The 22,813-nt window shown below is 64.1% G+C and carries 15 protein-coding genes; all 15 read right to left on the reverse strand.

What is annotated here, in order from left to right:
* Window positions 1-26 precede the first annotated feature (26 nt).
* The gene (fliG, locus tag AC2CGW_RS01235) at window positions 27-1,046 is read right to left on the reverse strand and encodes a flagellar motor switch protein FliG (RefSeq protein WP_186666427.1); all 1,020 of its coding nucleotides are present in this window, start codon (window positions 1,044-1,046) and stop codon (window positions 27-29) included.
* Window positions 1,039-2,814, reverse strand: coding sequence for a flagellar basal-body MS-ring/collar protein FliF (fliF, locus tag AC2CGW_RS01240; RefSeq protein ID WP_186666429.1), 1,776 nt, complete (start codon window positions 2,812-2,814; stop codon window positions 1,039-1,041). The genes fliG and fliF overlap by 8 nt, the downstream gene beginning before the upstream one ends.
* Before the next feature lie 14 nt (window positions 2,815-2,828).
* Window positions 2,829-3,161, reverse strand: coding sequence for a flagellar hook-basal body complex protein FliE (gene fliE / locus AC2CGW_RS01245; protein WP_054891884.1), 333 nt, complete (start codon window positions 3,159-3,161; stop codon window positions 2,829-2,831).
* Window positions 3,162-3,266: 105 nt separating this feature from the next.
* Window positions 3,267-4,640 (reverse strand): sigma-54-dependent transcriptional regulator, encoded by a 1,374-nt coding sequence (locus tag AC2CGW_RS01250; protein ID WP_288376119.1) that lies wholly within the window; start codon window positions 4,638-4,640, stop codon window positions 3,267-3,269.
* Entirely contained in the window at window positions 4,637-5,854 is a 1,218-nt protein-coding gene (locus AC2CGW_RS01255) for a sensor histidine kinase (protein WP_186666434.1), read from the reverse strand. The genes AC2CGW_RS01250 and AC2CGW_RS01255 overlap by 4 nt, the downstream gene beginning before the upstream one ends.
* A gap of 143 nt (window positions 5,855-5,997) precedes the next feature.
* Window positions 5,998-7,473, reverse strand: coding sequence for a transcriptional regulator FleQ (gene fleQ / locus AC2CGW_RS01260; protein ID WP_484573401.1), 1,476 nt, complete (start codon window positions 7,471-7,473; stop codon window positions 5,998-6,000).
* A gap of 168 nt (window positions 7,474-7,641) precedes the next feature.
* Window positions 7,642-7,938: a flagellar protein FliT gene (gene fliT / locus AC2CGW_RS01265; protein WP_186666437.1), complete on the reverse strand. Its 297-nt coding sequence runs from the start codon at window positions 7,936-7,938 to the stop codon at window positions 7,642-7,644.
* Between the two features lie 15 nt (window positions 7,939-7,953).
* A complete protein-coding gene (fliS, locus tag AC2CGW_RS01270) occupies window positions 7,954-8,349 on the reverse strand; it encodes a flagellar export chaperone FliS (RefSeq protein ID WP_054891888.1) in 396 nt (131 codons plus the stop codon).
* Between the two features lie 132 nt (window positions 8,350-8,481).
* On the reverse strand, window positions 8,482-9,888 hold the full coding sequence (fliD, locus tag AC2CGW_RS01275) for a flagellar filament capping protein FliD (RefSeq protein ID WP_186666438.1): 1,407 nt from the start codon (window positions 9,886-9,888) through the stop codon (window positions 8,482-8,484).
* A gap of 79 nt (window positions 9,889-9,967) precedes the next feature.
* A complete protein-coding gene (locus AC2CGW_RS01280; protein ID WP_186666439.1) occupies window positions 9,968-10,324 on the reverse strand; it encodes a flagellar protein FlaG in 357 nt (118 codons plus the stop codon).
* 72 nt (window positions 10,325-10,396) lie between these two features.
* The gene (locus AC2CGW_RS01285; RefSeq protein ID WP_186666440.1) at window positions 10,397-11,257 is read right to left on the reverse strand and encodes a flagellin domain-containing protein; all 861 of its coding nucleotides are present in this window, start codon (window positions 11,255-11,257) and stop codon (window positions 10,397-10,399) included.
* 280 nt (window positions 11,258-11,537) lie between these two features.
* Complete coding sequence (locus AC2CGW_RS01290; protein ID WP_484573402.1) at window positions 11,538-12,473, reverse strand: ketoacyl-ACP synthase III; 936 nt, start codon at window positions 12,471-12,473, stop codon at window positions 11,538-11,540.
* Window positions 12,474-12,693: 220 nt separating this feature from the next.
* A complete protein-coding gene (locus AC2CGW_RS01295) occupies window positions 12,694-16,224 on the reverse strand; it encodes a glycosyltransferase (protein ID WP_484573403.1) in 3,531 nt (1,176 codons plus the stop codon).
* Window positions 16,225-16,346: 122 nt separating this feature from the next.
* Window positions 16,347-19,067: a glycosyltransferase family protein gene (locus AC2CGW_RS01300; RefSeq protein WP_186711017.1), complete on the reverse strand. Its 2,721-nt coding sequence runs from the start codon at window positions 19,065-19,067 to the stop codon at window positions 16,347-16,349.
* A gap of 56 nt (window positions 19,068-19,123) precedes the next feature.
* Window positions 19,124-22,699 carry a glycosyltransferase gene (locus AC2CGW_RS01305; RefSeq protein ID WP_484573404.1) on the reverse strand — a complete coding sequence of 1,192 codons (3,576 nt, stop codon included), beginning with the start codon at window positions 22,697-22,699 and terminating at the stop codon, window positions 19,124-19,126.
* Between the last annotated feature and the right edge of the window lie 114 nt (window positions 22,700-22,813).

Consider the following 22,813-nt stretch of genomic DNA (forward strand, 5'->3'; position numbering starts at 1 on the left):
CCAGTCAGCACGGTGCGCGAAATCGCTTAGATCATTTCCTCGGCACCCTTGCCACCGAGCACGATCTCGCCGGCCTCGGCCATGCGTCGAGCGATGGTGAGGATTTCCTTCTGCGCCGCTTCCACATCGCTGACCCGCACCGGCCCCTTGGCCTCCAGGTCGTCGCGCAGCAGTTCCGAAGCACGCTTGGACATGTTCTTGAAGATCTTGTCCTTGACCTTCTCGTCCGCGCCCTTGAGCGACACCACCAGCACGTCCGAGGACACCTCGCGCAGCAGCGCCTGGATACCACGGTCGTCGACGTCGGCCAGGTTGTTGAAGACGAACATCAGGTCTTCGATCTGCTCCGACAGGTCGCTGTCGATATCGCGGATCGCATCCATCAGCTGGCCTTCCACGGAACTGTCGAGGAAGTTCATGATGTCGGCAGCGCGCTTGATGCCACCCAGGGTGGTGCGCGCGGCATTGGAGTTGCCCGAGAACTGTTTCTCGAGGATCTGGTTCAGTTCCTTGAGTGCCGCCGGTTGCACGGTGTTCAACGACGAAACGCGCAGGACGATGTCCAGGCGCACCTTGTGGTCGAAATTGCTCAACACTTCACCGGCCTGGTCGGGATCGAGGTAGGCGACCACGATGGCCTGGATCTGCGGGTGCTCATAGCGGATGACATCGGCCACGGCACGCGGCTCCATCCACTTCAGGCTGTCCAGGCCGCTGGTGTTGCCACCGAGCAGGATGCGGTCGATCAGGCCGTTGGCCTTGTCCTCGCCGAGCGCCTGGTTGAGCATCTTGCGGATATAGCCGTCGGAGCCGACGCCCAGGCTGGTCTGGTCGCCGACGATCTCGACGAACTCGCTCATGACCTGCTCGACCTGCTCGCGGTGCACATTGCCCATCTGCGCCATGGCGACGCCGACCCGCTGCACTTCCTTGGGCCCCATGTGGCGCAGGACCTGGGCTGCATCGGTCTCGCCCAGGGACAGCAGGAGAATCGCCGCCTTGTCGACGCGGCTCAGCTTGGCGGTAACGGCTCGGTTGTCACTCATCGGCGTTGATCCACTCTTTCACGACCTGGGCGACACGGCCCGGGTCTTCGGCCACCAGGCCCTTGATTGCGTTCAGTTGCGCCTCGTAGCCTTCGCTCGGGCTTGGCAACAGGATACTGCTCGGGCCGCCGAGGCTGACGCGGTCGTTGCCGAGCTCGCCGTCCAGGCCGATCATGCCGCCCAGTTCCATGTCGCTGTCGGTGGCCGCACTCTTGCCGCCACCGGTGATGTTGTTGAGCACAGGGCGCAGCACGCCGAACACCAGCACCAGGATGAACACCACGCCCAGCACTTGCTTGATGATGTCCCAGAACCACGGCTGCGAGTAGAACGGAATGTCGGCGAGCACTTCACCGCGGTCGGCGGAGAACGGCACGTTCATCACGGTCACGCTGTCGCCACGGCTGGCGTCGAAGCCGACCGCATCCTGCACCAGGCGAGTGAAGCGCGACAGGTCCTCGGCGCCCCAGGGCGCGCGAGTGGTCTCGCCATTGGCATCGACCTTGACCTGGTCGTCCACCACCACGGCCACCGACAGGCGGGTCAGGCGACCTTGCTGCTGGCGGGTATGGCTGATGGAGCGGTCCAGCTCGAAGTTCTTGGTGCTCTGCTGACGCTTGTCGGACGGATATGGCGCGAGCATCGGCTGGCCGGTGGCCGGGTCCATGATCTGCTGGCCGTTGGCATCGACCAGCGGCTGGCCCGGGGCAATGGCACCGGCTGGCGTACCACCGCCAGCGGCGTTTTCCGGGGCGGCGGCACCCGCCGGCGGCTGGTTGCTCAGCGCACCGGGCACACCCTGCGGGCCCTGGCTGCTGGCACGCTGCTCATTCACCGACTGCTCGCTGCGCAGGGCAGGTTGATCGGGGTTGAACTGTTCAGAGGTGGACTCGACTGCGTTGAAGTCGACGTCGGCGGACACCTCGGCCTTGTAGCGGTCGTTGCCCAGCACAGGCTGCAGGATATTGTGCACACGCTGGGTGAGCAGGCCTTCCATGCGCCGGGTGTAATCGAACTGCTTGCCGGCCACGGTCAGCGAGGTGTCTTGCAACTGGTCGGAGAGCAGATTGCCCTTCTGGTCGACCACGGTGACTTGCGACTTGTCCAGCTCCGGCACGCTGGTGGCAACCAGGTTGACGATCGCCATCACCTGACCGGCTTCCAGGTTGCGCCCCGGGAACATCTCGACCAGTACCGAAGCGCTCGGGCGGCGCTCGTCACGCACGAATACCGAGCTTTTCGGAATGGCCAGGTGCACCCGTGCGGCCTTGATGTTGTTCAGGCTGGAGATGGTCCGCGCCAATTCGCCTTCCAGGCCGCGACGGTAACGGGTCGCCTCCATGAACTGGCTGGTGCCCAGGCCCTGGTCCTTGTCGAGGATCTCGAACCCGATGTTGCCGTCGCTCGGCGCCACGCCGGCGGCGGCCAGTTTCATGCGGGCACGGGAGAGGTCATCGGCCTTGACCAGCAGTGCACCGGAATTCGGCTCGACGGTGTAGGGAATATCAGCGGCGGCCAGGGTTTCCATGACCTGCTTGGTGTCCATGCCGGCCAGGCTGCCATACAGCGGACGGTAATCCGGCTGCTGCGACCAGAGCACCACGGCAAAGCCGATAGCCACGCTGGCGGCCAGCCCGACCAGCAGGCCGACCTGACGCAGCATGGGCATCTGCGAGATGTTTTCCAGGAACGCCATGCCGAACAGCGGCGGCTTGGCCACGGGCGGGCCACTCTTGGCGGGGGCGTTATCGACGACTGCTTCGGCCATGACTCAATACGTCCTCAAACCGGCATCTGCATGATGTCCTGGTACGCCTGGACCAGCTTGTTGCGCACCTGGGTCAGGGCCTGGAACGACACACTGGCCTTCTGCGAGGCGATCATCACATCGGTGAGGTCGACGCCGCTCTTGCCGATCTCGAAGGCGTTGGCCAACTGGCTGGATGCCTGCTGGGTATCGCTGACCTTGTTGATGGCCTGGCCGAGCATGTCGGCGAAGCTGCTCTGGCCCGGGGCGAGCTCAGGCGCAGCGGCGACCTTGGGCAGCGACATGGCATCGGCCTGCATCGCGCGCATGTCCAACATCAGACGATTGAATTCAACACCTTGGCTCATGACCTTCTCTCTCCGGCGGCCGCATTTTTTTGACACTGATGCAGCGGGTAAAACGGTTAAAGCAACAAAGGTGCCAGCCTTCGCAAAGTCACTCCGCAGAGGCGCTCACCCGTACAGGCTGGCCTCGACATCCATCCCCGCATCGCGCATCTGCGCCAGCTTGTAGCGCAGCGTGCGCGGGCTGATGCCCAGACGCTCGGCGGCCTCCTTGCGACGCCCACGTTCGGCGCGCAAGGTATCGATGATCATCTGGAACTCATGACGACGCATATCGTCGCCCAGGCCACTGGACTCCGAGGACGATTCGAGCGATGATGGCTCAGTGATATCATCACTCACTGGCGACAAGGGAATGGCGCCCGCCAGACAGAAATCCGCCGCCTCGATCACCCCACCTTGCTGCAGGATCAGCGCTCGCTGCAGCGCGTTGTCCAGCTCGCGCACGTTGCCAGGCCATGCGTGCGCTTGCAGGCATGCCCGCGCCTCGGCCGACAGACGAACCGGCGCATGCTTCATCTTGCCGACATGCTTGGCCAGCAGGCGCTCGGCCAGCGGCAGGATATCGGCGCTGCGCTCGCGCAGTGGGCGCCAGGCCAGCGGGAAGACCGAAAGACGGTAGTACAGGTCTTCGCGGAAGCGCCCCGCCGCCACCTCGCCCGCCAGGTCACGGTTGGTGGTGGCCAGCACGCGGATGTCCAGGGTGATCGGCTTGCGCCCGCCGACCCGCTCGACCTCCCGCTCCTGCAGCACGCGCAACAGCTTGGCCTGCAGGCCAAGTGGCATTTCGGAAATTTCGTCGAGCAACAGGGTGCCGCCTTCGGCCTGCTCGAACTTGCCCGCTTGGGCCGCGATGGCACCGGTGAACGCGCCTTTTTCGTGACCGAACAGTGTGGCTTCGAGCATGTTGTCCGGAATCGCCGCACAGTTGATCGCCACGAACGGCTGCGCTGCACGCCCCGACTGCTGGTGAATGTAGCGCGCCAGCACTTCCTTGCCGGTACCCGACTCGCCCGAGATCAGCACCGTGGAGTCACTGCGGGCAACACGGGCGGCCAGTTCGAGCAACTGCCTGCTGGCCGGCTCGCTAGCCACCGGCCCTTCTTCCTCGGCATCCAGGCGACCCGCCGCATGCCGCTCGACCAGGCTCAGCAGTGCCTTGGGCTCGAACGGCTTGACCAGATAGTCGGCAGCCCCTTGGCGCATCGCCTCCACGGCACGCTCGACCGCAGCATGAGCGGTCATCAGTAGCACCGGAAGTTGTGGATGATGGCGACGCAACCTGGCCAGCAACTGATGGCCGTCCATGCCCGGCATGTTCACATCGCTGACCACCAGGCCGTAGGCGTCCTCGGCCACGGCATCCAGCGCTTCCTCGGCGCTGCCCACGGCGCGGTAGTCGAAGCCGCCGATCTCCAGGGTATCGCCCAGCGCCTGACGCAGGACACGGTCATCCTCGACCAGCAACACCTTGACCATCACAACACCTCCGTCGATTGCCCGCCGATCAGCGGCAGCACCACCCGCACGCAGGTGCCGCGGCCGACCTTCGAACGCAACTCCAGGCTACCCTGATGCGCCTTGACCACCGCCTTGACCACCGCCAGGCCCAGGCCGGTGCCGGTGGCCTTGGTGGTCAGGAACGGCTCACCCAGACGCGCCAGCAGTTGCGCGTCGATTCCGCTGCCAGCGTCACTGACGCACAGGTGCAGGCTCAGCCCGCGCCGGAACAGGTGAACCTTCAGGCGCGCAGGCTCAGGGCTTGCCTGCAGCGCGTTTTCGATCAGGTTGAGCAAGGCGCCGACCAAGGTGTCGCGATTGCACAGCAACTCGCCCAGGTGCGTGTCACACTGCCAGCGCACCGCATGCCCTTGCACATGCGACTGCGCAGCCTGCTGCAGCACCTGGAACAACGCCTTGGGGGTCAGCCGATCACTCAGCGGCAGCTCGCCGCGGGCGAACACCAGCATGTCGCGCACCTGATGCTCGAGCTCGTGCAAGCGCTCCTTGAGGCTGCCGGCAAAGCGCTGCCGGGTTGCCAGCGCCAGCTCCCCCTCATCGTCTGCCAGGTGGCTGGCATAGAGCAGCGCCGCCGACAGCGGCGTACGAATCTGGTGGGCCAGCGACGCGACCATGCGCCCCAACGACGACAGACGCTCGTGACGCGCCAGTTGCCCCTGCAGGCGACGGGTTTCAGTCAGGTCGTTGAGCAACACCAACTGGCCGGGCTCGGCATCCAGCGAACGGGTGGCAATGGACAGGCGTCGACCGTCACGCAGCGACACCTCATGGCCGTCATCTTCTCGCGGCGCGAAACTGCGGGCGATGACCTGGCGCCACAGCTCACCGACCAACGGCGCACCGAGCAACTCACAGGCGGCAGGGTTGGCTTCGCGCACATGGCCCTGGCCATCGATGACGATCACCCCGCCAGGCAGCAAATCCAGCAAATGCTGCAAACGGTTGGCCAGACGTTCCTTTTCACCAAGCTCGGCCATACGCTGCGCGCTGACCACTTCCAACTCGCCCTTGAGCTCGCTGACGCGCGCCTCGAGCATGTTGTACGACTCGCTGAGCTGGGAGGAAACCTGGTTGAACAGGGCGAACGCCTGCTCGAGCCCTTGTCGACTTTCCTGTTCGACCGGGGTGCGTCCCTGCTGCTCAGGGGCTCGGGAGATATGGGCGGCCTGGGGCATCGTGCTCTCTCGCATGGCTGACCGTCATAAAAACGGTACTTTGCCTGCGGTGTAGCAATAGCCGTGCCGGGGATGGGGTTTCTGAACGAACGCCGACCCCTTGCAGGCGCGACACGAGGTTGCACCTGCAAGGGGCCGGGCCTTCAGTCTTCGGCCTGGTCTTCGCCGCCCTGGCGGCTCATGCCGTACTTGCGCATCTTCTCCACAAGCGTGGTTCGACGGATGCGCAGGCGTTCGGCGGCACGAGCAACGATACCGTTGGCATCGTCCAGGGCTTGCTGGATCAGCCCCTGCTCAAGGCTGCCGAGGTAGTCCTTCAGGTCCAGGCCTTCCGGCGGCAGCATGGCGTGGCTGGAGAAGTTCGGCGCATGACCGTTGATCGCCACGCGCTCTTCGAGATCGCTGCGCAGGCTGTCGACCAACTGCTCGTCTTCGTCATCGACGTAGCGGAATTTCTTCGGCAGCTCGGCAACACCGATCACCCCGTACGGGTGCATGATCGCCATGCGCTCGACCAGGTTGGCCAGCTCACGGACGTTGCCCGGCCAGCCATGCCGGCACAGCGACATGATCGAGGCCGAGTTGAAACGGATAGAGCCGCGCTTCTCGTGCTCCATGCGCGAGATCAGCTCGTTCATCAGCAGCGGGATGTCCTCGACACGCTCGCGCAGCGGTGCCATTTCGATAGGGAAGACGTTCAGGCGATAGTACAGGTCTTCGCGGAAGGTCCCCTCCTCGATCATGCCCTCGAGGTTCTTGTGGGTCGCCGCGATAATGCGCACATCGATGCTTTGGGTCTTGTTGCTGCCAACCCGCTCGAAAGTGCGCTCCTGCAGTACGCGCAACAGCTTGACCTGCATCGGCAACGGCATGTCGCCGATCTCGTCGAGGAACAGGGTGCCGCCGTTGGCCAGCTCGAAACGCCCCGCACGGCTGGTGATCGCCCCGGTGAAGGCGCCCTTCTCATGCCCGAACAGCTCGCTTTCGAGCAACTCGGCCGGAATCGCCCCGCAATTGACCGGCACGAACGGCGCTTCACGGCGCTTGGAGTGGTAGTGCAGGTTGCGCGCCACCACTTCCTTGCCCGTGCCGGACTCACCGAGGATCAGCACGCTGGCATCGGTGTCGGCCACCTGCTGCATCATCTGCCGCACATGCTGGATCGCACGACTGGTTCCAACCAGGCTGCGGAAAAGGTTGGGTTCGCGCTGACGACCGCGCTCGCGGGCCTGGTCGTACATTTCACGATAGACCTGGGCGCGGTGCAGCGAGTCGAGCAACTGGCTGTAGCTCGGCGGCATCTCCAGGTTGGACAGCACGCGCCGGCGCAAGTCTTCAGGGAACTCGGCGGAAGAAATTTCGCCCAGAAGCAGAACCGGAAGGAACTCATCCCACGCAGCCACTGTCTTAAGCAGGCCCAGGACACTTGCCGGAGCATTTACCGCCCCGATCAGCACACACAGGACTTCCCTGCTCGAAGACAACGCCTCTACCGACTGCTGCCAGTCCGCACTGGAGCAGGAAAGGTTCTCTTCGCCGAGAAAATTCAGGACCACCGCCAGATCGCGGCGGCGTTCGCTGTCGTCATCGATCAGGAGGATCTTGGTTTCACGCCACATTCAATACTAACTTCCCTAGTCATATCGGCGCCCGAGGGCGTGCTCGACATCATTCCGACTGAATGGTCAGTGTTCGGACGTCTGAAATTTCGAAAACAGCCACTAGTTAAGTCAAAAAACAGCACACAGTCAAATTTATGGCGCGCAGCTTCTTGCATTGCCCAGCGATCAGCTGAACAGATGGTATACCTTTGTCGCGTTTTTTGCCTGACGGATCTGCGCCATCTCGTCGACTATTGATTGACGTTCACCACTTGCAACTTCAATCAATTGGCGATAGACCGTCAGCAATTCATCCAGGCTGCTCCTGACCTGCGCATCGTTTTCCCGCGCTTCGGCCAGGATATCCTCGACGCACACGCGACATGCCAGGTCGAGCTTGCCCACCGCATCCCAGTCGCGCTCAGCGAACGCTGCCAGCAAGGCATCGCGGGTCTCTTCGATACGTGCAATCACTTCGCTCATGTGCGCCTCCTGGAATTACTCTGCCGGCACTTGTTCGCCGATGGCGTCCCAGCCTTCCTTGACCGTGATCAGCAGGCGCGCCACTTCGTCGATGATCGCCGGGTCGCTGTGGACGTTGGCTTCGATCAGGCGACGGCTCATGTACTGGTACAGGTTGTCGAGGTCGGTCAGGCTGTCGGCGTGATTCTCCAGATCCAGCCCTTCGCGCAGGCCACCAATGATGTCGATGGCCTTGCCGATCAGAATGCCCTTCTGGGCGACGTCCTTGCGCGCGATGGCGCCCTTGGCCTGGGCCATCCGGTCAAGACCGCCCTGCATCAGCATCTGCACCAGACGGTGCGGACTGGCTTCGGAAGTCTGTGCAGCACCGTTGACTTTCTGGTACTGCCGAAGGGCCAACATCGGGTTCATGGAACTACCTCATTGCAGCGAAAAGGTTGCGTATACCTGCTGTATCGCCAGCTCGTCAAAAAACTTTAGCCATGAAACACAAAGCCCGGGACACCTGCAAGGTGTCACCGGGCTTTTGTCGCCGCTTAGCGATCAGCCTTTCTTGGCCTGGGCATTCATCGCATCGAAGATCGAGACGATCTGCTCGCCCTGCTTCTTCATCAGGCCCAGGACGGTGTCGAGCGCTGCGTACTTCTTGGTCAGCGAGATGGTCAGCAGCTCGGTACGGCGGTCCAGCGCAGCCTGCTGATCCTGCAGGTTCTTGGTCACCTTGTCGAGCGCCGTCTTGCGCGAATCCAGCGAACCGCCGGTCTTGACGTAGGGATCGAGGGCCTTGGTCATCCGGTCGAAAACGCCACCGTCGGCAGTGAACAGCCCCTGAATCTCCGAGCCAAGCTTCTTGTCGTTCAGTGCAGCGGTGAACTTGGTGCTGTTGAACTCAAGCGTGCCGTCTTTCTGGGTGTTGATACCCAGCTGGCTGAGGGTATTGAGCTGGGTGCCCGAACCGGCTTCGGCGATCACCTTGCCGATGTCGCTCAGCAACGAGCGCGTGGTCGGATCGTTGGTCAACGGGCCCAGGCTGGTCACGTTACCGGAAGAGTCCTTGGTCGGTGTCGTCAGGGCGGTAACAGCCTTGCGCAGGGTGTTGTAAGCATCGACAAACGACTGAACCGATTTCTTCAGGCCATCGTTATCGAGCGTCACACTCACCTTGACCCCGGTCGTGGCAGTGGGCGAAGTGGTGCCGGTAAGCTCGAGGCTCAGGCCACTGACCGCGTTGTCGACGACGTTCTTGGAGCTGGTCAGTTTCAAACCGTCGACGGAGAACTCGGCATCCTGTGCCAAGGCGTCGATAAAGCCGCCCCCCGTACCCACCATCTTCTGCGTGCCATCGATGGTGAGCTCAGGGATACCGCCGACGGAAATGTCACTGCCCTTGCCAGTCGTGGTAGAGCCGAATACCAGCCGCGAACCGCCCGCCTCGTTGACGACGTTGGCGGTGATACCTTCCTTGCCCAGCTCCTTGTTGATCTGGTCGCGCACGCTTTGCAGCGTGGAACCGGCAGCAACATTGACCTTGTAGGTCTTGCCGTTCTGGCTGATGGTCAGCTCACCTTCGCTAATCGCCGAGCTCCCCCCCCCGGCGAACTGCTGGCTGGCGACCTTGGAACCAGTGGCCAGTTGGCTTACACGGATATCGTAGGTACCGGCAACTGCACTGTTGGTGGTCTTGACCTTGACCACGCTTTCGTTGGCGGAAGTACCGGCAAAGGCGTTGAAGGAAGGCGCATCCTTGTCGTTGAGCTTCTTCATGGCGTCCTGGAACGCCGTCAGGGCGCTGCGCAGAGAGCCGATGCCCGAGAGGATCGCCGAGTTATTGCTCGACTGCCGAGCAATCTGGTTGGACTTGGCCGAAGTATCGGACTTCACCAACGCATCGACGATCTTGCTGATCTCGAGGCCGTAGCCCACGCCTGTGCTAGGAGTAATTGTCGCCATGTCCTGCCCCTCTCTTCAACGCGCCCGCCCTGCTCCTGCAAGGCCGGCATGATTCGTGTCGCGTAGTGCTCGCCGCCGGTCAGACCTTGGCGTTGAACAGTACACTTTTGACATCGCGCAGGCTTTCGGCGATCCGCAGGGCCTCCTCGGAGGGAATCTGACGGATCAGCTCGCCGGTTTCGCTGGCGATGACCTTGACGACAATCTTGCCGGATTCTTCATCCGTGGAAAACTCAAGATTACGTCGGGTTTCTTTCAGGAATTGCTCGATCTGCGACACGGCGTTCTTGACGTTGTCGGTGTCGTGCACCTTGACTGCGCCCTGCTTGTCGCCCTCAGCGGATGTTTCCAACGGCCGCGAGACCGGCTTGTCGGTAACCTGCTCGGCCGAGCGTGCGGCCGGATAAGACAGGTTCAGCTTGACGCTCATGTCCATGTCCACCACCTCGTAATGAAAAGGCGGGGGAGCGCCGCAAGTGCACTCCCCCGCCAGCAGCTATCAGGCAGATTAGCCCAGCAGCTTCAGAACTGCCGACGGCAGCTGGTTGGCCTGGGCCAGAACCGAGGTCGAAGCTTGCTGCAGGGTCTGCTGCTTGGTCAGCTGGGCAGTTTCGGCAGCGAAGTCGGTGTCCTGTACACGGCCACGAGCAGCTTCGGCGTTCTCGTTGATGTTCTGCAGGTTGTTGATGGTGCTGGTCAGACGGTTCTGGGCGGCACCCAGGTCAGCACGGTTGGTGTTGATTGCCTGCAGGGCCTCGTCGATGGCGCTGATGGCGGCGGTGAAGGTGGCTTCGGCGGCGGTGCTGTTGGCACCGGTGATGCTCTTGCCAGCCAGGGCGGTCAGCGCAGCGCCAGTACCGGTGGTTTTCATCGCGGCACTGAGAGTCACGGTGATCTGGTTGGCGGTGCCGGTGTTGGAGCCGACCTGGAAGGTCATGACGCCAGCGGTACCGTCCAGCAGGTTCTTGCCGTTCAGCTGGGTGGAGTCGGCGATACGGTCGATTTCCGACAGCATCGACTGGAACTCTTTGTCCAGCGCGTCACGGTCTTGCTCGCTGTTGGAGTCGTTTCGGGACTGGACGGCCAGTTCACGCATACGCTGCAGGATGTTGGTCTGCTCTTGCATCGCGCCTTCAGCGGTCTGGGCGATGGAGATACCGTCGTTGGCGTTCTTGATAGCCATGGTCTGACCGCGGATCTGCGAGGTCATGCGGGTAGCGATCTGCAGGCCGGCGGCGTCGTCTTTGGCGCTGTTGATTTTCAGGCCGGACGACAGACGGGTCATCGAGGTGCTCAGAGCGTCGGAAGCACGGCTCAGGTTTTTCTGAACGCCCAGAGAGGTGGTGTTGGTGTTAACGGTCAAAGCCATGACGAATTCCTCGTTGGATTGGGTACTGCGGCTTCCGGCCCTGGCGTTTGCCGGGTGTGTGGCCTAGAGAACCTTCGTAATGGTTATCGTCGTCGTGGCGGTTTGCTTTAGGGGGTTTTGCGAATTTTTTTAGTGGCACGCTGCCACCCCAATGAAATCAAGGGTTTGACGCCAGAAATACAGCGTCCGGCGGCGTGCGCAGAACGGCTGATAGACAGCAGAAATGCAAAAGCGCCGAACGGTCACCCGTTCGGCGCTTTTGCAGATACCGCGACAACGCTCAATCAGTGCGTTCGATGATCGCCGAGCCCCACGACAGGCCGACGCCAAAACCACTGAGGGCAACGCGCTTGTGAGTCGAACCCAGCACATGCTTCTCCAGCAGCAACGGAATGCTGGAAGAAACGGTGTTGCCGGTCTCGACCATGTCCTTGACGAACTTGCCCTTGTGCTCGCCCTCATCGAAGCGCGCCGACACCGCATCGACGATAGCTGCGCTGCCTTGATGCAGGCAATACAGGTCGATGTCGTCAGCCTTCAGCTGGCTGGCTTCGAGCAACTGGTTCAGGTGCGCTGGCACCTTGACCAGGGCGAAGTTGTAGACCTGACGACCGTTCATGAAGAACTTGCCATCGGTGGTGCGCAGGTGCTCAGCCCCGCCACCGTCACTGCCAAACAGCGACTTGCCCAGTTGCCAGGCGGCGTTCTCGCCCATCCAGGTCGCGGTGGCGGCATCGCCGAACAGCATGGTGGTGTTGCGGTCTTCTGGGTCGACGATCTTCGAGTACGGATCGGCGGTGATCAGCAGGCCATTCTTCAAGCCCGCAGCTTCCATGAAGCCTTTCATCGCGTACAGGCCGTAGACATAGCCCGAGCACCCCAGCGAAACGTCGAACGCCGCGACATGGGTCGAAAGCCCCAGCTTGTGCTGGACGATCGCTGCGGTGTGCGGCAGCCCCTCGGCGTCGCCATTCTGGGTGACGACGATCACTGCATCGATGCTGGCAGGGTCGAGCGAAGGATTGGCGGCTAACAGATTGCGTGCAGCCTCGACGCACAGGTCGGAGGTTTCCTGCTCGCTGTCCTTGCGCGGCAAGAAGGTGGAACCGATCTTGCCGAAGATGAAATCCTGGTCCTTGCCGAATTTTGCGCCCTGGGCGTAGTTGTCTACCCCTTGAGTCGGCAGGTAACTGGCGATGCTTTTAATGCCAATCATGTGGCTTCCCGTTCAATAACAGCGAAGTAGCCCACGGCGTACGCAACGACGAAACGCCAGGAAACACGGGACGCCCCTGTTCCTGACCACGTTTATGGCTGCGCTACGGCGGCTCCTAGTTCGGACAATATACAGTGAAGATGCGCGAAGTGACTCTCAAGTCACGCGTTTTTTGTCGAATGGACACGACAGCGTCACATCCTCACTGCAGACCACCCCTTCAATCGGGTAACCAGGCCCGGCACCAGCTCTCCAGCCGCGCACCTTCGAGCAGCCACTGCCCACGCACAGCCGCCTGCAGCGCATCGCCCAGTGCCGCCGAAGCGTCACGGTCCGACAGGTGCAGACGGATCGCCTGCAGCCATTCGTCGGGCTGGTTACCCGCGCGCGACAGCGGCAAGGCATCGCCTGCGGCAAAGCCCGGCACTCGGCTGCAGATCACCGGATGAGCACAGGCCGCGTGCTGCAACACGCGCAGGTCACCGGAACAGGCGTTTTCCAGGGAATCGGCCATGGGCACCAGCGCCAGATCGAGGTTCAACGCCGCCAGGGCCTCGCCCAGATGCCCAGGCTCGACCGCTGGGTGCGACTCGCTGACGAACGGCCTCAAGCTACCGGCACACTCACCCAGCACCACCCACTCGACTTCACCCGACAAGGCCGGTACTACCTGCTCGAGCAACTCGTCGTCCTTGCCGGCGATCCAGCCAAGACGTGGCAAGGCCCCTGCCTGCCGCTCGCCCTTAAGGCGGCCCCAGCCGACCGGCAAGGCGTTCTCCAGCACCCGGATATCCTGGTGCAGCCCCTGCAGCCACTCGGCCAACGCAGGCGTCGGCACCAGCACGCGGTCAGCCTGCATCAACGCGGCCTGCAGGCGTTGCAGCAGATCCTCGCCGGACTCGAACTGCGCAGGTTCGGGATAACCGTCAAGCGTCACTACCTTCAGCGCTTGGGAGAATGCACTCAGCCGCCGCAAGGCCAGCAGCCCTGCATCATCCAACGGTCGCTGCAGGATCACGCTGGTCGGGGCAAAACGCTCCAGCTCCACCGGCGACAGCAGCCCCACGGTTGCCGCGCCGTCGAGCAACGCGTTTTCGCACAGCGCCCCCAACGGATGGACCAGACGCGACAATGCCCGGTCATCCTGCTCGGCAATGCAAGCCAATACCCGCGGCACCTTGCCCAGCAAGGGTCGCCAGCTCAGGTCATTGCTTTGCAGCATGAAGCCTTGCCCGTCACGCAGCGAGAAATTGCCGTTGTAGGCCGGGTCGTGCGCCAGACGCGGCAACCAGCGCGCATACAACGCATCGTGCTGCTCTTCGCTGGCCAGCACATCGCGTGGCGCATCCAGCAGCAGGCGCGCATGCGGCGTCCAGACATTCAGATAGCCGGCCTGATGCAGCTTCAGGCACAGGTCGACATCGGCCCAGGGCGCCAGCAACTCGCTGGCATCGAAGCCGCCGGCCTCGAGGAACAGCGCGCGCCGCAGCATCAGGCACTCGCCACCGACCGCAGCGAAGTTCTGCTCCAGCGCCAGGCGCGCCATGTAGCCTGTCGACTGCGCAGGCAGACCGGCGAACGCCGCGCCCACCGAACCGTCGATCCCCAGCAGCAGGCCAGCCTGGCGTACCGTGCCGTCACCGGCCAGCAACTTGCCGCCGACTGCACCGACTTCAGGGCGCTGGGCGTGATTGAGCAGCGCCGGCAACCAGTGGCAATCGAGTACCGCGGCGCGGCCGTCGAGCCAGAGCAGATAATCACCCCGCGCCTCCTGCGCAGCCGCGTTGCACAACGCAGCCCATGGCTGGCCAGGCATATAGCGCAGCACCTGGAAACGCCCCTCACCGATCTGCCCGACCATGTCCAGCCATTCGAGCAACGCAGGGTCTTCGCTGCCCGCCTCGATCAGCAACACCTCGAACTGCTCATGGGCGGTGTGCGTCAACAGGGTTTCCAGGCAGCGCTGGAAATCGACCAGTTGCCCGCGCAACGGCACCATGATGCTGACCGAAGCGACATGCGCATGACCGTAGTCGATGCGATAACCGCCCGGCACGTCATCAAGGGCAAAGACCTGCGCCTGCTCATAGCCGCGCAGGCGCAGATGATGCGCGATGACCGCCTGCTCGTCGGGACAGGCCGCCAGCGGCCCACCCTTGCCGATCAATAGCGGCTCGGCGACATGCATGACACTGCCCAGCCCGCGTTCGAGCAGCAAGCCCAACTGAAGGCCGAGCTCGAAGGCTCGCCCACAGTCGCCGGCGAACCCTGCTGCCAGCGCCTCGCGCCGATAGACCCAGTGTCGCGACAGGCTGCCCGGCAGTGCCAGCAGCAGGTCCAGGTTAAGGTCCGGGCGCAGCGCCAGCTCGACATCCCCTCCCTCGCGGCGCAGGCCTTCGTCGGCGTAGACCGCCAGGCATTCCTCGGGGGCATCGAGCAAACGCACCGCCAGCGCCAGCAACCCACTGGCGACGAAAGTCTCGCCAGCCTCGACCAGCAAGTACCAGTCACTTGCGCAATCGCTCAGCAGCGCATTGATCGTCGCCACCGGCTCACGTGGGTCGCACGCCTGCCATTGCACACCGACGCGCTGCGGGTCGCACTCGCCCAGCACATGCACCTGCACCTGTCGATACAGGCCACGGTCAACACTCTCCAGGGTCCGCAACAGCGCCTGACGGTCGCCGTGATCGCGCACCAGCACGGCAAGCTTCGGCGCCTGCGGCCCGGACAGCTCCTGCTGCAGACGTTGCACTTGCTTGGGCAATGGATAGCGCTGACGCAACCAGTCGAGCATGCCGTGCCGGTTGCCCGAGGCTTCAGCCACGGCTGCGTCCTGGGTCTTGGTGATGAAGGTGTCCAGTTGCTGCCAGAACGATGCGGTGCGCTGCACATAGCGCTGCAGACCATCGCCAACGGTAGCCCGGGCCTGTTCGAGGGCGCGGGGCTGGTCGGCCATGGCAAAGCCGACGCAGCCGAAGAAGCTGTTGTCGAGCACCTGCTGGTCCACGCCATGTCCCGGCATGAACAGCACAGGGCAACCACACAGCACTGCGATCACACAGGTCATCGACCATTCGTAGGTGTACAGCACCTCGGCATGGCGCAACACTTCGGCCAACTCCGCCAGGCTCAGGGCATTGGCCACGCTGAGCAGGCGAATGCCGGCAGGCAACTGGTCGTAGTCGATCTGCTCCAGCGGGTGACGGTTCTGGTAGAGGCAGGCACCTTCGCGCACGCAATCGGCAGCGCCCGCAGCGAACAGCTCGATGTCGATGGTGGGCAGGCACAGCAGGTCGACGTTGACATCGCCACGGGCCTCGGCAAGGCGCTCGGCGTAGTAGAAGATCAGGTCGGTCGCCGCCGCGTTCATGCTCTTGCCGCTGATGAAACTCTCGAAGTTGAGCATGTAGCGCGCCACCACCGGGCACTCCAGCGGGTTGCCGCTGACCACTTCGGGATAGACCGCGATCGGCACCTTGCCCTCAGCCAGGTGGCGGCGGGCGATGGCCGGGTCGAACAACGGCGTCTTGAGATCGGGATTGACCACGTCGGTGCCGTAGATGTAAGCCTCGCGCCCGTTGAGGTTGAGCATGTGGCAGAGGTAGTGCATCGAAACGATACCGGACGAGGTATCACGGTAGGCAGGTGCCAGCAGGTAGTAGGGATGCCCCGGCTTGGTGAACATCAGGCGCAGGCGCGTCAGCGCCTGTTCGAGCGAAAGAGCATCCAGCTGCGCAGCGGTCGACATTGGGGGGCGAACTCCAGGATCAGGGCAGGCCGCTAACCATCGCGGCGGCAGCCTGTCAATAATTTGCCAGCGGGCATGAAAAAGCCGGGCTTAACCCGGCTTTTTTGCAATTAGCGCGCCAGTCATCCCAGCTGTGCTAGCCACTGCGGTGCACCCGCGGCGCCCTGGGCGTCGAGCCGCGCACGCCCCTGGAACGCGCCAGGCCATTGCTCGGCCAGCGCCTGCACAGCCTGCCCCGCGGGCACCACCAGTTCGTTGCCCATCAGCCTGGCACGCGGCGTCCACACCACCATCAGGCCGTTGCTGCGTACCGCCAGGCACAGGGCCAGGTCTGCCGCACCTGTTGCCGGCAGGCCACCGCACTGCTCGAAGGTTTCGCGGCTGATCATCAGGCAGTCGCCGGACACCGCCGGGCAGTCGCGTACCGACAGCGGCCAGCGCGCCGCAGCGCTGCGTGCCGCCGAGGTGCCGGCCCAGGGTGCATTGACCTGTCCGCCGTCGAGCAGCTCGTAGCCTGCATGCAGCAGGATTTCGCCACGACCCCACAAGCTGGCCCCGACAATCCCCACCTCGGGGCGCTGGGCCTCGTTGAGCAGCGATTCGATCCAGGCCGGCGTAATCACATGGCAGCGCTCGGAGAGCAGCACCAGGTAATCGCCGCGCGCCTGCCCGGCGGCCAGCGCCAGCAGTTGCTCGCGCGAGGCATGGGCCTCACCGGCAATCAGCCGCACGCGCGTGCCGAAGGCCTGGGCAATCGCCGCCTGTCCTGCGCTGTCGTGCCCCGGCAAGGCCACCACCACTTCGAAGCGCGGGTAACGGGTGCGCTGGAAGATCCCGGTCAGCGATACCTGCAACTGCGCGGTATCGCCCTCGCCTGCCAGCAGGATGCTGACCAGCGGCGTGGCGGTATGACGGAAATCGACGGTCAGGCCTGCGCTGCCTTGGTCACTGATCTGGGCGCGGTAGCCCAGTTCGGTCAGGTGACGGTTGAGGACCTTGGCCGCTTCGTCTGTCAGAGACTGCTCGGGCTGCTGGCCGATGACCAGGTAGTCATCCATGTGCGCCAGGCAGCCAACACCCTGCTGCTGGACCAGGCGCAGCAACAGGTCGTATTCCTGCGCATGACGGTAGGACTCGCTGTAGCCACCCAGATCGAGCACGGCCTGGCGACGTACCAGCCAGTGCCGCGACATCAGCCCCGGCTGGCTACGCAGCAGGTCCAGGTCGCTGCCCGGACGGATCACGTCGAGCAGGCGGCCGTCGCTGTCACGCTGCACTTCGTCAGCAGCGATCGCCTGGCACCCCGGCGCCTGGGTCAACTCCACCGCCAGACGCAGCAGGCCACCGGCCAGCAGCACGTCGCCGGCATCGAGCAGCAGCAGCCACTCGCTGGAAAGCTGTTTCACCACCTGGTTCAGGTGGGTCGCCCAGTTGCCGTCGTTGACCTGGATGAAGTGCAGGGTGTCGCGCGCAGTGGTAATCGCCGGAGGCTTGCCGCCCTTGAGCACCACCAGCTTGAAGTTGCGCAGGCCGCTGGCCAGCAGGCTGTCGAAGGTGGCCTGCAGTGCCTGGTCGTCATTCTCCAGGTCCAGCACCACGAAGGCGATCTGCGCAGCCGGGTGGCGCGCCAGGTAGGCCTGCGCGCGGGCGCGGTCGGCCTCGGCCGGGGTCGCGGCGGCAATCGCGGCCAGCAACTTGCCGGACGGCGTCGTCTCGAGCAATGCGCGGGCATCGGGTGCCGGAACGCTGCCCAGGCGGGTCAGCCAGTCCTGCATTTCGCGAACATGGTGGACGTCCTTGGCACCGGCCAACAGCGGCATCAGGCGCTGGCATACGTCCCGGTTGAACAGGCCCAGGCCCAGCGCGTGCAGGTAGCGCTGCTGCAGGCTGTCGTTGGTGTCGTTCGGATGTACTTGCAGCAAGTCGTGCTGGCGCACCCAGGCGCCTTCGAGCGCATGCAGGTGACGCTCGCCGGTCGGCCAGGCATGGCAGAGGAACTCGATTTCGCTCAGGCGCTGGAACAGCTTGCCGTTGTAGTACGGCAGCTCGACATACTGGCGCGGCTCGAAGGTCTGCTCAGGGTCGTCAATCACGCTGGCCCAGTCGGAGCTGAACAGCAGCGGCGTCTCGCCCTGATCGTAGCTGCTGCGCACGAAGCGGTTGAGCACCACGAAACCTTCTTCGCCGGCACACACACCCGCCGCCTCATCCCACTGGCGCAGGCTGCGTACGGTCTGGGTCAGGCGCTCCTCGCGGGCGGCTGCGCCCAGGTCGTTGTCCAGCAGTTCGCAGACCACATCGGTCTGCTCGAGGCTGCCGATCTCGCCTTGCAGCAGGATCGCGTAGCCCAGCGCCACACGCCAGCCCGCGGCATCCAGCTCTTGCGGCAGGCCTGCCAGCGCAGTCTGCAGGGTAGCCACACGCAGTACGGCACGCCAAGCCTGCTGGCCGCTGTGGCCATAACGACGCAGGCGCGCCAGAGCGTCTTCTGCGGCCTGGGGCGCGACGAATGCACCGAGCTTGTGGTAGCTCAGCTTGCAGTTGCCCGCCGCATAGGCCAGGGCATGCCCCTGCACCCCCTTCACCTGCGGCTGTGCAAGCAGATGGGCGGCAGCCTTGCCCAGCGCATCGGCGAGCACGAAGTCGGCATCCAGCGCCAGGCAGACGAAAGGCGTGTTCACCTGCTCGAGCAGTGCACCGAGTTGGCCTGCCGGCTCCAGCGCCAGGCATGGAACGCCCTGGCTGGCGTAGTAGTGGAGTGCGCGGGCGCGGTGATCCGCCTGGTCATGCCCAAGCAGGACAACGGTCACTTCAGTGTGCGAGCCAGTTGCGGTATCGATCATAAGGCACCTGTTCAAGAGTTCGGTTCTGCGCAGGGCCTGGGCCCTGCGCCTGGATTTCAGTCAGCCAGCCAGGCGTTGGCCCAGTGCTGCAGATGGTGTTCGGTAAGGACATAGTCGCTCAGTACCGCCTCGCGCAACGCATCGCCCTGGCGGTAGCTGGCGGCCGGGTCGTCGAGGTGCATGCGAATCGCTTCCAGCCACTGCGCCGTGGTGTTGTCGGCCACCCGGGTGCACGGCAGGTAGCCGGCATAGGCCTTGGTGTCGGTGCAGATGACCGGGAAGCCGCAGGCGCCATACTCGAGTAGCCGCAGGTTGCTCTTGCAGTCGTTGAACAGGTTCTGCTCCAACGGTGCCAGGGCCAGATCAAGGTTGAGGCTGGCCAGCTTGCGCGGGTAGTCACCGAACGAAATGGCCGGGTGAAACTCCTTCACGTAAGGCAGCAGCATCTCGGGGCACATGCCGAAGAACACCCAGTCGACTTCGTCGGCCAGTGTGCGCACCACCTCCAGCAGCAACTCCAGGTCGCCTCGGTGACTGGTGCCGCCCGCCCAGCCTACACGTGGCCGCGCGCTCGTCTGACGCTCACTGCGAAGGCCCGTCCACAAGGAGGCGGCGAGCATGTTGGGGACCACGCGGATGTCGCTGTGCATGCTCGACAGGGCATCGGCCAGCGGTTCGGTAGAGACCACCACGCGATCGCACAAGCCGATGGCTTCGCTGACCAGCTCGCGCATGTTGCGCGGCAGGTTGCGAGCGTGATCGTTCTTCTTCGGCGGATCGATGATGTAGTCGTCCAGCTCGTAGATGCGCCGGGTGTTGGAGAAGCGCTTGAAGCGGGCGATATCGCGCAGGCTGGCCGGGGTGTAGCGGCACTGCAGGATCACCACATCAGGTTTTTCCCGCTCCAGCTCGATCAGGCTCGGTGCGCTGTAGTCGATGCGCCCCTGGATCCAGCCGGCCTTTTCCAGCTCGGCGAACGGCTGCGATACACGGTAGTGACCGATGGCCGAGGTGCTGCTGGGCAGCCCCATCACCGACGGCATGGCGCGTGCGATGAACGGATCCCAGCCACCGCGCAGGCCCGGCTCGAAGTTGAAGTTCGGCAGCTTCAGGCTGAGGTTGCGATTGTAGGCGGGATCGAAAGCAACCCATGCCAGCCAGCGCTCATACAGCCGCTCCTGATCGGCCAGCAGGCTTTGCGGTGCGGGCTGTTCCTGAGCGGGCACCGGCACCTGGGCGACCCGCGAGAACGGCGTCCACACCGACAGGTAGCCTGCTTCGCGCGCCCGCAGGCAGAAATCGGCATCGAACAGCGACACCTCGAATGCCGCAGTATCCAGCCCACCCAGCTCGGCGAACAGCGCGGCGCGCACCAGCAGGCAGTCAAGGCTCAGCGCGCTCCAGTTCTGTACCAGGCTCAGGCGGTTCATGTAGCCGTCGGCATTCACCGCGCAGCTCAGGAACGGCGTGCCGGCAGTGCCATTCATGCCCATCACCAGGCCGGCCGAGAGCACCGAGCCATTGTTGTCGAACAGCTTGGGGCCAACCAGGCCGACTTCCGGGCGCTGCCCCAGTTGCATCAATTCCTGCAGCCATCGGCCGTCGAACAGCACACAGGCAGCATCGAGCAGCAGCAGGTAGTCGCCACGCGCCTGACGGCTGGCTTCGTTGAAGCTCTGCGCCCGCCCGGTGGCATCCGCCTGGCACACGCGTAACTGGTCACTGCCCAGCCCCTGCAGGCCGCCCAGCCAATCGCGCACCTCGGGGGATGTCTCGCCGCTGGCCACCAGCAGTACTTCGAAATCGGCGTAGGCGGTATGGGCGAACAGCGATTCGACGCAGCGCATCAGCACCGCCAGCTCGCCTGCGGCGTGGATGAGGATCGAGACACTGGCGGCTTGCGGGTGCAGGTAGGTGACTCGCGTCATCATGCTGCCTTCGATACCCGTGACCTGCGCCTGTACGCCCAGACGCTCGAAGTGCGCTTGCAGCACGCGAGGGGCCTGCACATGCGCCTGCGCATCGTTGAGCCAGTCGGCATAGCGGTGGTGACACTGCACCAGCACTTCGGCGATATGCTCGACCACCTGCAGGCCGTGGACCTCGACCATGCGCCAGAGCAGGTCGTGGGGGGCGAGCGTGGCGAAGCTGGCGTCGAAGCCGCCCAGTTCGCGCAGCGCCTTGGCATCGAAGGCGAGCAGCCGACCGACATAAGGCAGGCTGCGCATCAGATCGAGGTTGAAGTCGGGTTTGAAGATCGGACACGACGGCGCCAGGTTGTCGTTGGCGCCTTCGTCGATGTACAGGCACAGGCTATCGCCGCGCAGGGCCACGCGCTCGGCCATGATCACCAGCGCATGAGGGTGCGCGCGATCACCGGCGCGCAGCAGCAACAGCCAGTCGATGTCCTGCGCGGTGGCCAGCCACTGGCCAAGCTCGACAAAGTGATCACCCTGGCTGTGCAGGTGACGGGCCTCGCCCTGTACCTGGGCAGCCAGCGCCGCCGGGCCCAGCACCAAGGTATGGCGGGCTGGATAGGACTGCCCCTGCAGGCTCTGCAAGGTGGTGCGCAAGACCTTCTCATCGCCCGCCTCGGCCAGCACCGCCACCGCGATACGCGGCTGGCGCGGCCACTGCTCGATGCGCTTGGGCAGCAGGCTGACCTGGCCCGCCGACAATTGGCGCGACTCCAGCCATTCGGCATACAGCTCGTCGAAGCTGATGCTGTCGGTACCGATCTGCTGGCCGAGGTTGGCCATCTGCCCGGAGTAGAAACGGCGCAGGTCCATTTCCTCCCAGACCTGATCGGCTGCCCCGGTGTATTCGGCCAGCGGCAGCGTACGCACCCAACCATCGGCCGGCGCTGGCTCGCCGGTGGACTCGGCGAGCATCTGCAGCAGCCATTCGGATTCAGTCTTGGCAGCTTCGACCATGCTGCCCTGGTGGCTCAGGCGTCCGGCATGCACGCGCTCGAGGCTCAGCACCTGATCCAGGCTGCACAGGTGGCCACGGCGCAGCAGGCAGGCGTACAAGGCCAGGTCCAGGCGTGCGGCAAAGCCCTGCCCTTCCCCGACTAGCGCCGGCAGGTAGGCCTGCACCTCGTCACGGCGCAGCAGCGCATGGCTGATCCCACCGAACAGATTGGGCACGCCGTCGGCGACGCTTTCGAGCAGGTCGGTGCCATTGATCACGGCACTGTTCAGGGAAATGACGAAGTTCAGCGAACGCGCCGGCAGCAGCACATCGTCGGCAGCGCACAGCAGGCGCTGGCAGATGACCATGCTGACCTGGGAGTGATCGCTGAGTACTCTGGCCTGCTGGCTGATGCAGGTGCCGAACAGCACGTCGTCGTCGCAGAGAAACTTGATCAGCTCGCCCGAAGACTGCTCCAGGCAACGCTGCAGGTTGCGGGCAAACCCCAGGCGCTCGGGGTTGCGCACATGACGCAAGGGCACTGCGCAACCGGCACGCAGCTCGTCGCAGATCGCTGCGATCTGGTCACCGCGACTGTCGTCGCAGACCACGATCTCCAGGTTCGGGTAATCCTGGCCGATGGCGCTGGCCAGCGTGGCGCGAAAGAACTCGGGATTGAACGCGGGGATGGCGATGCTGACGAGGGGATGTGCGTTCACTAGGACTCACTCAAGCGATTGAACCGCGGGACCGGCTGCCACCCAGTCCGGCGCTGACCGGCGGGTGGCGAGGCAGGCTCGTGGGACGATCACCCCGCGATCACCCGCACCTGG

The organism is Pseudomonas sp. SYWMCR5 (assembly GCF_057197165.1).

What these genes read in the sequence shown, in the direction of transcription:
- AC2CGW_RS01290 (WP_484573402.1), bottom strand. Translation starts at nt 12,473, where the DNA reads ATGATTGGCATTAAAAGCATCGCCAGTTACCTGCCGACTCAAGGGGTA.
- AC2CGW_RS01295 (WP_484573403.1), bottom strand. Translation starts at nt 16,224, where the DNA reads ATGTCGACCGCTGCGCAGCTGGATGCTCTTTCGCTCGAACAGGCGCTG.
- AC2CGW_RS01300 (WP_186711017.1), bottom strand. Translation starts at nt 19,067, where the DNA reads ATGATCGATACCGCAACTGGCTCGCACACTGAAGTGACCGTTGTCCTG.
- fleQ (WP_484573401.1), bottom strand. Translation starts at nt 7,473, where the DNA reads ATGTGGCGTGAAACCAAGATCCTCCTGATCGATGACGACAGCGAACGC.
- AC2CGW_RS01255 (WP_186666434.1), bottom strand. Translation starts at nt 5,854, where the DNA reads ATGCCCCAGGCCGCCCATATCTCCCGAGCCCCTGAGCAGCAGGGACGC.
- fliT (WP_186666437.1), bottom strand. Translation starts at nt 7,938, where the DNA reads ATGAGCGAAGTGATTGCACGTATCGAAGAGACCCGCGATGCCTTGCTG.
- fliS (WP_054891888.1), bottom strand. Translation starts at nt 8,349, where the DNA reads ATGAACCCGATGTTGGCCCTTCGGCAGTACCAGAAAGTCAACGGTGCT.
- fliE (WP_054891884.1), bottom strand. Translation starts at nt 3,161, where the DNA reads ATGAGCCAAGGTGTTGAATTCAATCGTCTGATGTTGGACATGCGCGCG.
- fliF (WP_186666429.1), bottom strand. Translation starts at nt 2,814, where the DNA reads ATGGCCGAAGCAGTCGTCGATAACGCCCCCGCCAAGAGTGGCCCGCCC.
- AC2CGW_RS01280 (WP_186666439.1), bottom strand. Translation starts at nt 10,324, where the DNA reads ATGGACATGAGCGTCAAGCTGAACCTGTCTTATCCGGCCGCACGCTCG.
- fliD (WP_186666438.1), bottom strand. Translation starts at nt 9,888, where the DNA reads ATGGCGACAATTACTCCTAGCACAGGCGTGGGCTACGGCCTCGAGATC.
- AC2CGW_RS01285 (WP_186666440.1), bottom strand. Translation starts at nt 11,257, where the DNA reads ATGGCTTTGACCGTTAACACCAACACCACCTCTCTGGGCGTTCAGAAA.
- fliG (WP_186666427.1), bottom strand. Translation starts at nt 1,046, where the DNA reads ATGAGTGACAACCGAGCCGTTACCGCCAAGCTGAGCCGCGTCGACAAG.